At 72.1% G+C, this 5,666-nt stretch carries 3 protein-coding genes; 2 read left to right on the top strand and 1 reads right to left on the bottom strand.

What is annotated here, in order from left to right:
* Positions 1-819, top strand: an 819-nt coding sequence (locus B7X32_RS17625; protein ID WP_292722595.1) for an SDR family oxidoreductase, incomplete at its 5' end; no start/stop codon positions are given.
* Positions 820-860: 41 nt separating this feature from the next.
* Here B7X32_RS17625 and B7X32_RS17620 read toward each other — a convergent pair.
* Complete coding sequence (locus tag B7X32_RS17620; protein WP_292722592.1) at positions 861-1,793, bottom strand: nucleoside hydrolase; 933 nt, start codon at positions 1,791-1,793, stop codon at positions 861-863.
* 79 nt (positions 1,794-1,872) lie between these two features.
* Between B7X32_RS17620 and hrpA the strand changes: the two genes are divergently transcribed.
* The coding region (gene hrpA / locus B7X32_RS17615) for an ATP-dependent RNA helicase HrpA (RefSeq protein WP_292722589.1) at positions 1,873-5,666 on the top strand (3,794 nt) is incomplete at its 3' end.

Raw genomic sequence — 5,666 nt, 5'->3', positions numbered from 1 at the left:
CACGACAAGACTTCCCAGAAAGAAGGATTCGACATGAACCGCTATGAGGGTCGCCGCGCTCTGGTCACCGGAGGCGGATCCGGCATCGGTCAGGCCACCGTGCTGCGCATGCTCGCCGAGGGCGGGCGCGTGGTGGCTGCCGACGTGAGCGCCGCCGGTCTCGCGGACACCGTCGCGAAGGCGGGGGACGCCGCCGATCGCCTGACCGCGATCGAGGTCAACATCGGCGACGAGGCCTCCGTGAAGGCGGGCGTCGCAGCCGCTGTCGAGGCGCTCGGCGGCCTGGACGTGCTCGTGAACGCCGCGGGCATCCTGCGCTCCTCGCACACCGCCCAGACCACGCTCGAGCAGTTCCAGCAGGTCATCCAGGTGAACCTCGTCGGCACGTTCCTGATGATCCGCGAGGCGATCCCCGCACTGCTCGAGGGCAGCGACGCGGCCGTCGTGAACTTCAGCTCCACCTCCGCGATGTTCGCGCACCCGTACATGGCCGCCTACGCGGCGAGCAAGGGCGGCGTGCAGTCGATGACCCACGCGCTGGCGGCGGAGTACGCCAAGCAGGGCATCCGCTTCACCGCCGTGCAGCCCGGGTCGATCTCCTCGGGGATGACCGACGGATCCGGTCAGAGCGGGCAGAGCCGGGGCCCCGGCCTTCCCGAGGACGCCGATATGAGCCTGTTCATGAAGCTCGCCCCGGCCATCGGCCAGGGCTTCGCGGGCCCGGAGTCCGTGGCCGGCGTGGTCGCGATGCTCGCGAGCGCCGACGGCGCCTTCATCACCGGCACCGAGGTGCGCATCGACGGCGGCACCCACTTCTGATCCGCGCGACCCACTGATCCGCGCGAGGCGGTCGGCAGCTCTCAGGCGAGGGCGCCGACCGCCTCTTCGATGAGCGCCCAGAACCGGTCGACGTCGAGGTCCATCGCGATCGTGGCGTTGGGTTCGGCGTCGAGCACGCCGAGCAGGTCCACGCTCGTGGCTCCGCGCGTGAAGACGCCCTCCGTCTCGACGTCGAGCCGGGCGCGCACGGTCGTCGCCACGGACGGATCGATCAGCATCGCGACCGTGATCGGGTCGTGCAGCGGCCCGTCCGGCATGTGCTCGGCGATCTCGTAGGTGGCGCAGAAGAACTCGAGCAGCTCCGCGCCGAACGCGGCGGTACGGGTGCCGATGCGGCGGATCCGCTCCCGCACCTCTCGGGTGATGAGCGCCTGGTGCGAGATGTTCAGCCCGACCATCGTGAAGTCCACGCCGCTCTCCAGCACGAGGGCGATCGCCTCGGGGTCGGTCCACGCGTTGAACTCCGCGTACGGGGTCGCGTTGCCGCGTCCGGTCGATCCGCCCATCCAGACGACGCGGGCGATGCGCGGCAGCAGGTCGGCGTGGTCGCGCACGAGCAGGCCGACATTGGTGAGCGGCCCGGTCGCGACGATCGTGACCGGCTCCTCCGACGCCTCGAGCACCGCGCGCATGAGCGTCAGCGCGTCACGCGGATCCTCCGGGACGGTCGGCTCGGGCAGGTCCGGTCCGCCGAGCGCGTTCGCGCCGTGGATCTGCTCGGCGGGATGCAGCCGGCCGTGGATCGGTCCTGCCGCGCCCGCGGCGATCGGCACGCCCTCGATACCGGCGACCGTGCACGCGATGCGGGCGTTGCGCGTGGTGAACTCCAGCAGTCCGTTGCCGCCCACGGTGGTGAGGGCGCGCAGGTCGATCGCGGGGTTCGCGGCGGCGAGCCAGATCGCGAAGACGTCGTCGTGGCCGGGATCGCAGTCGAGGATGACGGGTGTGCTCATGATGCCCTCAGTATCGCGGCAGGTCGCGACGGGACGAAGCCCTGATACAGGCGCCTCTCCCGCGATAGGCTGGAGGGCTATGTCTGCGCCCGTGATCTCCTATCCGCCGGAACTCCCGGTCAGTGCCGCGCGCGACGAGATCGCCGCGGCGATCCGCGACCATCAGGTCGTCGTCGTCGCGGGCGCGACCGGATCGGGCAAGACCACGCAGCTTCCGAAGATCCTGCTCGAGCTCGGCCGGGAGCGCATCGCGCACACCCAGCCGCGCCGCCTCGCGGCCCGTACGATCGCCGAGCGCGTGGCGGAAGAGCTGCGGGTGCCCCTCGGCGGGCTCGTCGGCTACAAGGTGCGCTTCACCGACCAGGTCTCGGACGAGACCCGGATCGCGCTCATGACCGACGGCATCCTGCTCAACGAGATCCACCGCGACCGGCTGCTGCGCCGCTACGACGCCATCATCATCGACGAGGCGCACGAGCGCTCCCTCAACGTCGACTTCCTCCTCGGCTACCTGCACCGGATCCTTCCCGAGCGCCCCGATCTCAAGGTCGTCATCACCTCGGCGACGATCGACCCGCACAGCTTCGCGAAGCACTTCGCGGACGCGGACGGCGAGCCCGCCCCCGTGATCGAGGTGTCGGGGCGGACCTATCCCGTCGAGATCCGCTACCGGCCGCTCGTCGACGAGGAGGCGGAGACCGCCGCGAAGCCCGCCCGTGGTGCGAAGTCCGAGCCGGAGGACGAGGTCACGGCGATCGTGACCGCGCTGCGCGAGCTCGACCGCGAGGAGCGCGGCGACGTGCTCGTGTTCCTGCCGGGCGAGGCCGAGATCCGGGACGCGGCCGACGCGATCCGGGGCGCCTACCGCTCCCAGACGGCGCCGGTCGAGGTGCTGCCGCTGTACGGACGCCTCTCGGCCGCCGAGCAGCACCGGGTGTTCGAGCCGTCGACCGTGGCGGGGCTGCGGCGTCGGGTGATCCTGGCCACGAACGTCGCCGAGACGAGCCTCACCGTGCCAGGGATCAAGTACGTGATCGACACCGGCACGGCGCGCATCTCCCGCTACAGCAACCGCTCGAAGGTGCAGCAGCTGCCGATCGAGGCCGTGTCGCAGGCGTCCGCGAACCAGCGCTCCGGGCGCGCCGGACGCACGAGCGCGGGCATCGCGATCCGCCTCTACGGCGAGGACGACTTCGAGAAGCGGCCGGAGTACACCGAACCCGAGATCCTGCGCACCTCGCTCGCGTCGGTCGTGCTGCAGATGCTGAGCCTCGGCTTCGGCGACATCGCGGAGTTCCCGTTCCTCACTCCCCCGGGCTCGCGCGACGTGAAGTCCGCGATCGATCTGCTCGTCGAGCTCGGCGCCGTGCAGCCGGGCCGCCCTTCGGCGGGGACCGTCGCCGAGGCCCCGCGGCTCACCCGGATCGGGCGCGAGATCGCCCGCATGCCGATCGACCCGCGCTTCGCCCGCATGCTCGTCGAGGCGAGCCGCCCCTCGACCGGCTCAGGCGGTGTGATCGGAGCCGTTCTCGCGATCGTGGCGGGACTGTCGATCCAGGACGTGCGCGAGCGGCCGTCGGCCGACGCGCCTCAGGGCGTGCGCGACGAGGCGGAGCGGATGCACGCGCGGTTCGCGGATCCGACCAGCGACTTCCTGTCGATCCTGAACCTGTGGAACCACCTGCGCGAGCAGCAGAAGGAGCTCGGATCCAGCGCGTTCCGCCGTCTCTGCCGCTCGGAGCACCTGAACTACGTGCGGGTGCGCGAATGGTTCGACGTGCACCGGCAGCTGCGCACGCTGGTCCCCAAGAAGGGGTCCTCGCTCAACGACCCCGTCTCGGCCGATCCGGATGCCGTGCACAAGGCGCTGCTCGCGGGACTCCTCAGCCAGATCGGGATCCTCGACGAGCGCAACCTGACCAAGGGCCCGTCGACGAAGGGCGGGCAGAAGGACCCGAAGCGCCGCATCGCCGAATACCGCGGAGCCCGCGGGATCCGGTTCTCGCTGTTCCCCGGCTCCGCGCTGCGCAAGAAGGCGCCGCGGGCCGTCATGGCGGCGGAGATCGTGGAGACCTCGCGCACGTTCGCACGCACGGCCGCGGCGATCGACCCGGCCTGGGCGGAGGCGCTCGCGGGGGACCTCGCCAAGCGGCAGATCTCCGAGCCGCACTGGTCCAAGGAGTCCGGAGCCGCCGTCGCCTTCGAGAAGGTGACGCTGTTCGGCGTGGAGATCGTGGCGCGCCGGCGCGTGCAGTTCGCCCGCATCGACCGGCCCGCCGCGCGCGAGCTCTTCCTGCGGCATGCGCTCGTCGAGGGCGAGTGGGATCCGAGCCGCATCGACAAGCGCGTCTCCGCGTTCTGGCGCAGCAACGCCGAGCTGCGCCGCCGCCTGGAGAAGCTCGAGGAGCGCGAGCGCCGCCGCGACATCCTCGTCGGCGACGAGGCCGTGTTCCGGTTCTACGACGAGCGGATCCCGAACGACGTGTTCGACGTGCGCTCCTTCGAGGCGTGGTGGCGCGACGCGCTCACCGAGACGCCGAAGCTGCTCGTGATGCGCGAGGGCGATCTCCTCGACGACGCCGACCGGGCCGATCAGCAGGACTTCCCCACGCGGTGGACGCAGGCGGATCAGGTGCTCGGCCTCGCCTACCGCTTCGAGCCGGGAGCCGCGGACGACGGCGTCAGCGTGGTCATCCCGCTCGCGCTGCTGCAGCAGGTGCGGGACACCGGCTTCGACTGGCAGGTCCCCGGGCTGCGCGCCGAGCTCGTGACGGCGCTGCTGCGCGCACTGCCGAAGGCGATCCGCCGGCATGTGGTCCCGGCCGCGGACTGGGCGGACACCTTCGGCGCCGAGCTCGCCGCCGAGGGGCCTGAATCGCACCAGGGCCTTCCCTCGCGGAGCCTGCGCGAAGCGCTCGCCCGGCTCATCCAGCCGCTCGCGAATCAGCCGATGTCCGCCGCGGACTTCGACATGGAGCGCGTGTCGGCGCACCTGCGGATGAACTTCCGCGCGGTCGACGAGCGCGGTCGCGTGGTCGGGTCGGGGCGCGATCTGACCGTGCTGCAGAGCGAGCTCGCCGACCGGTCCCGCGCGAGCGTCGCCCGCTCGATCGAGCGCGGCCCGGAACCCGCCCGCGCCGGACGCGGACGCGGTGCCGCGGCCGTCGCTGCTGCGGCGTCGCCCGCGCCGGCCCTCGCCCAGCGCGACGGCATCACGGCGTGGGATCTCGGCGAGCTCCCGGAGGTGCTGGACACCCGCGTGGCCGGCGGCGTGGTGCGCGGTTATCCCGCGCTCGTGGATCAGGGCAAGTCCGTGGCGCTGCAGGTCGAGGCGACCGCCGAGGCGGCGCTCGCGGCGACCCGCGACGGGGTGCTGCGGCTGGTGCTCCTCGGGATCCCCTCCCCCGCCTCCTACGTGCAGCAGCACCTGACCAGCCCGGAGAAGCTCGCCCTCGCCGCCTCCCCGTACCCGACCGTCGCCGCTCTCATCGAGGATGCGCGCGCCGCCGTCGCGCGGGCCGCGATCGACCGGATGACGGGCCCCTCGACGGCCTCGGAGACGGTCGGGATCGTGCGCACCGAGGCGGAGTTCGCGCGCGTGCGGGACGGCGTCTCCGCGGTCGTCGTGGACGAGCTGTTCGCGCTCGTGTCGCTCGTCGCGAAGATCCTCACGAAGGCGCGCGAGGTGGAGCGCGGGATGAAGGGTCAGAACTCGCTCGCCCTGCTCGGCCCGCTGGGCGACATCCGGGGGCAGCTCGCGGGCCTGCTGCCGAACGGCTTCATCTCGGGCGCCGGCGCCGAGCGCCTCGCCCAGTTCCCGCGCTACCTCGACGGGATCCTGGATCGGCTGCGCACCCTCGCGGACGCGCCGGG

Origin of the sequence: Microbacterium sp. 13-71-7, assembly GCF_002257455.1 — a bacterium.
Taxonomy (GTDB): Bacteria; Actinomycetota; Actinomycetes; order Actinomycetales; family Microbacteriaceae; genus Microbacterium.
The sequence above is the reverse complement of the archived record's forward strand: the minus strand, read 5'-3'. Positions and strand labels throughout refer to the sequence as shown.